The sequence below is a fragment of the Aeromicrobium sp. genome (assembly GCF_014378035.1).
GTDB lineage: Bacteria > Actinomycetota > Actinomycetes > Propionibacteriales > Nocardioidaceae > Aeromicrobium.
In genome coordinates this window covers 1-4864 of the sequence record NZ_JACMOM010000317.1, presented here as the reverse complement: position 1 = coordinate 4864, position 4864 = coordinate 1, and the positions used below count along the sequence as shown (strand labels likewise).

Below are 4864 nucleotides of genomic sequence, written 5' to 3'. Positions count from 1 at the left end.
TCCGCAGCGTGCTCTTGGCGAGGGTCGCCCTGTTCTTCATCCTCGGGCTGATCTTCGGTCTCTTCGTGGTGGCCAACCTCTACGTCGCCTACCGCTCGCGCCCCGAGACGGTGCCGATGCGACGCGACGACCCCGCGTACCGCTACCGCCTGGCGTTGACGCCCATCGTCAAGCCGATCGCCATCGGTGTCGGTACCGTGCTCACGGCGTTCGCCGGCTCGGTCGCTGCCAGCCATTGGGACACCTACAAGATGTGGCGCAACGGCTCGTCGTTCGGCGTCAAGGACAAGCAGTTCGGCAAGGACGTCGGGTTCTACGTCTTCGACTATCCGTGGTGGCGCTTCCTCACGTCGTTCTCCTTCGCGATGATCGTGATCACGGTGCTCGCCGTGCTGTTCGTCAACTACGTCTACGGCGGCGTCCGTATCGCCGGCCGCGGCCCCAAGCTCACCCGTGCGGCCCAGGTGCACCTGTCGGTGCTCGTCGGCCTGGGTGTGCTGCTGCGTGCGGTGTCCTACTACCTCGATCGTTTCGGGCTGGCGATCGGCACATCCAGCCTGTTCGACGGCGTCGGCTACACCGACGCCAACGCGCGCATCCCGAGCAAGAACATCCTCATCGGTGTCGCGATCGTCTGCGCGATCCTGTTCTTCGCCGCGATCTTCATCCGTTCGTGGACGCTGCCTGCCATCGGCCTGGGTCTGTTGGCTCTCAGCTCGATCTTGATCGGCGCGATCTGGCCCGCCGTCATGCAAGGTTTTCAGGTCAAGCCCTCCGAGCCGGACAAGGAGGGGCCTTACATCGCCCGCAACATCGCGGCGACGCGAGATGCGTATGACGTGAGCGACGTCAACGTCGAGTCGTACACGGCCAAGACTGCGCTGACGCCCACCGAGCTGGCGGCCAACGCTGAGTCGCGGGTCAGCACCCGCCTGCTCGATCCGACGCTCATCTCGCCGGCGTTCGAGCAGCTGCAGCAGGTGCGCGGCTACTACGCCGTACCGACGACGCTCGACGTCGACCGCTACAAGCTCGGCACCGACACGCAGCCGCAGGACGTCATCATCGCGGCACGCGAGCTCGACCTGTCGGGGCTCCAGGCGAGCCAGCGCAACTGGGCCAACGACCACACCGTCTACACCCACGGCTACGGAGTCATCGCCGCGCGAGGCAACGAGCGCGGCCCCAACGGCGAGCCGGTCTTCGTCGAGCGCGACATCCCGCCGGTCGGCGAGCTCGAGACCACTACCCCGCCGCGGATCTACTTCGGCGAGCAGTCCCCGTCCTACTCGATCGTCGGGCGGCCCAAGGGCAGCAGCCCCGTCGAGGTCGACATCCCGCGTGGCGGTACGTCGTCGGGCAAGGCGACCAAGGCCAACGCCACCCAGAACACGTACGACGGCAGTGGAGGTGTGCCGGTCGGCAACCTGTTCAACAAGGCGCTCTACGCGTTCAAGTTCGCCGAGCCGAACATCATCCTGTCGAGCCGAGTCAACTCTGCATCCAAGATCCTCTACGACCGCGAGCCGCGTGACCGCGTCAAGAAGATCGCCCCATGGCTCACGGTCGACGGCGACTCGTACCCGGCGATCGTCGGTGGGCGGGTCGTCTGGATCGTCGACGGCTACACGACCAGCAACTCCTACCCGCAGTCGCAGCACCGTTCGTTGCGTGACGCCACGAGGGACACCCTTACCGAGGGTCGCTCGCAGGCCGCCCTGCCGACCGACCAGGTCAACTACATGCGCAACTCCGTCAAGGCCGTCGTCGACGCCTACGACGGCACCGTCAAGCTCTACCAGTGGGACACCAAGGACCCGGTCCTGAAGACCTGGATGAAGGTGTTCCCCGGGGTCGTCAAGTCAAAGACGGACATCAGCAGCGCGCTGCTCCAGCACCTCCGCTACCCGGTTGACCTGTTCAAGGTGCAGCGCGACGTCCTGCAGCGTTACCACGTGACCGACGCGCAGACGTTCTACGAGGACGGCGAGCGATGGAAGGTGCCCGAGGACCCGGCAGCTCCGGGCAACACCAAGGCGCTCCAACCGCCCTACTACCTCTCCACGGCACGGCCGGGTGAAGAGAACCCGAAGTTCTCAGTCACCAGCGTCTACCTGCCCAACAGCAGGCAGAACTTGGCGGCGTTCGTGTCGGTCAACTCCGAGGCCACGGACACCGAGAACTACGGCAAGATGCAGATCTTGCAGCTGCCGAGTGAGACGCAGATCCAGGGTCCGAGCCAGATCGCCAACGCATTCCAGACCGACAAGGGCGTGTCGCAGGCGCTGCTGCAGTTCCAGCAGTCGAAGACGGCGTCGATCCTGTACGGCAACCTGCTCACCCTGCCGGTGGGCAACGGGCTGCTCTACGTCCAGCCGGTCTACATCCAGCGAAGCGCAGTGGAGGGCTCCTACCCGGTGCTCCAGTTCGTCATCGCCTCGTTCGGTGGCGATGTGGGCTTCGGTCAGACACTCGACGAAGCGCTTCGGGTGGCACTCGGCCTCGAGGCCGGCAGTTCGGCGACCGACACGGGCACGACGCCCGGCACGGGCGGCAGCACCGGGGCTGGCGGCACCTCCGCCACTGCATCCCAGCTGCTGAAGGACGCAACCACGTACTACAACCAGGCCCAGGCCGCCCTCAAGAAGGGCGATCTTGCGACCTATCAGAAGCGCATCCAGCAGGTCGGTGAGGCTGTTGCTGCAGCCCAGGCGGCCGTGGACACGCCCAAGAAGTAGCGCACGTCCTGCGGTGGCAGGGGGCCCGGATTTGATCCGCGGCCCCCGGCCCCGTAGAGTTGAGCATGCGACGCGGGGTGGAGCAGCTCGGTAGCTCGCTGGGCTCATAACCCAGAGGTCACAGGTTCAAATCCTGTCCCCGCTACAAAAAAGAACCGGGATTCCAGTGAAGACTGGGATCCCGGTTCTTCGATATTGGGACGCATTTGTCGAAAAGGCACGGATTGGGCACGGATTGACAAGAAAAACGGGCACGGTTGCAGTCCGCTGATGTTGTGTCGAAATGCCGGTCCCGAGTTGGTCGCCCGCAAACACGCCGAAAGCGCATGAGTCAATCCACCCAGAATGACGCAGGTGCATAGCGCCCACCAAGACGCAGGCCACAGACTGCAAGACCGGCTGTCCTGGGGAGATACGGTCAGCGGGCGCCGTCAGTTGGGTTTACGGCGATGTGCCTGATCGTCGAAGGTGCGGCGCGACATCAGGAGAGTTCCCACATCGCGGGGGCTGGGACGTGCAGCCCCTGACTGCACAAGTTCACATCCGGCGCGGCTGAGAACGTCTCGGACTGTTCCACACAGCAGCCCGGCGGGGGCACGTATTCGCCGTGCGGGGTGCGGTCCGTGCATCGCATCTGCACTTGGGCGCGCCGACGAAACAGCTTTGTGGTTGGCAGCCGGTCCCGCTGATTCCCGCTGGCGAATATCATCCGCTCGCGGCCCTGCTCTACCGCCTCTCGTACCGCGCCGATGCGCTTCCCGCCGGCTTCGTGGATCACGGCCTTCTCGCCCTGCGAGTCCCTCGCGAGCGCAACCACCCGGTGCGGGCTGACGGGCCAGAGGACGTACGGGGCCGCTTCGAGGCTGGGTCGCCGCGTGCGGTCGAAGGGCACGAGGACCGGAGCGTCGCAGGTCATGAACCGCCCTTGCGGGTCGTGCCAGATCTCGATCTGTCGGGTGGTCATCACGTCTGCCGCTTCCCACATCCCCGTGAACACAGCCTGCGTGTGGATCCCTGCGGCGCGGTGGGGAGCGGTCGGGTCATCGAAGGATGGCCAGTCCTCGGGATTCTGGGCATGCAGCCACAGGTTGTACTGTCGCTGGATTCGGCGCTGCTGGAGCGTGCGCATGCGCTGAACGGCGACGGTGACGCCCAGTGCGATGAGGTCGTCGAACTCGAGAACGTCGGGGTCGTCAAGGTCGGAGAACAGGGACTGGACTCGGCGCAACTCGCTGTCGACCACTCCGAAGAGCAGTTCCACGCGATTGTGGGGCAGGCCCCCGGGACCGACCACGCGGTAGAAATTTTCCTCGACGCAGACGTCCTTAATGCCGAGCGGCCTCGCCCGGTGCGCTGCGGTGTCGAGCGTCCACACGCGCTTGCCGTCGAAGGACCATTTCTTCAGGTACGTCTGCGGCACGTAGTGGTGACGGCGGCTGATCGTGTCGGGCGCTATCTGCTGATCCAGCAGCCGCTCCATATACGTCTGGGCGCTACCGGGCAACGACCGCCCTCCGGCCGTGAGGGGCACCTGCCCCCACGGGTTTCTCACACGCGAAGTGACGCGCCACCCGCCTCCGAGCGTGGAACCTTCTGGGTCGGCTGGCATGGCTCGAATCTAGCGGTGAGCGCTGGCACCCAGCCCGTGCTCGTCACACACGATGTGGCCGCGAAGCAGACGATTGCGCACGGCGGGCGACACTACTGTGTGTGCATGAGCAACGGTATCGCCGAACCGACTGGAATGCCGCGGCGTTACACGGTCATCGTTGCTCTCGGAATCGTTGTCCTGCTCGGCGCCGGGATCGTCCTCTTCCTCGTGGTTCATCGACTTTCCTGCGACCGTGTTAGGCGCTGCTTGGCTCGTGGCGCTCGTTGCGGCGGTGACTGTCACGATCGTTGGCTGGCGTGGGGCTCGGCGTGCTGGCGTCGGGTTCTTCGCCTCTATCAAGGCCGCGCTGCGGTCGCTCGGGCAGTTCATCTACTTCTTCTTCTGAGTAATTGAAGCCCGTGGTCCGGAGCTCACCTGGGCGCTCGGGCTGGTCGATGACGCGGTGACTCCTGATACGAAACCGCCCAGTCTTATCGCCGCTTACGTGCACGGTTCATCGGGAACCCAAACTCCC

4 protein-coding genes and 1 tRNA gene are annotated in these 4864 nt (G+C 65.1%); 3 read left to right on the top strand and 2 right to left on the bottom strand.

Annotated elements, in window-relative coordinates; all coding sequences use genetic code 11:
* Both H7290_RS16395 and H7290_RS16390 read left to right on the top strand, forming a co-directional pair.
* The coding region (locus H7290_RS16395) for a UPF0182 family protein (protein WP_290515092.1) at positions 1 to 2738 on the top strand (2738 nt) is incomplete at its 5' end.
* 71 nt (positions 2739 to 2809) lie between these two features.
* Positions 2810 to 2883 (top strand) — tRNA-Met (locus tag H7290_RS16390).
* A 336-nt stretch (positions 2884 to 3219) separates the two neighbouring features.
* Here H7290_RS16390 and H7290_RS16385 read toward each other — a convergent pair.
* Positions 3220 to 4218: a DUF4238 domain-containing protein gene (locus H7290_RS16385; RefSeq protein WP_290515091.1), complete on the bottom strand. Its 999-nt coding sequence runs from the start codon at positions 4216 to 4218 to the stop codon at positions 3220 to 3222.
* A gap of 138 nt (positions 4219 to 4356) precedes the next feature.
* Entirely contained in the window at positions 4357 to 4566 is a 210-nt protein-coding gene (locus tag H7290_RS16380; RefSeq protein ID WP_290515090.1) for a hypothetical protein, read from the bottom strand.
* A gap of 16 nt (positions 4567 to 4582) precedes the next feature.
* On the opposite strand from H7290_RS16380, the gene H7290_RS16375 reads away from it, so the two are divergent.
* Entirely contained in the window at positions 4583 to 4735 is a 153-nt protein-coding gene (locus H7290_RS16375) for a hypothetical protein (protein ID WP_290515089.1), read from the top strand.
* Positions 4736 to 4864 lie beyond the last annotated feature (129 nt).

Bases quoted from the DNA above. Each gene is read 5' to 3' on its own strand.
- H7290_RS16380 (WP_290515090.1), bottom strand. From the start codon at position 4,566: ATGAACCACGAGGAAGAGGACGATCCCGGCGCCGAGCAGGACAACGAT.
- H7290_RS16385 (WP_290515091.1), bottom strand. From the start codon at position 4,218: ATGGAGCGGCTGCTGGATCAGCAGATAGCGCCCGACACGATCAGCCGC.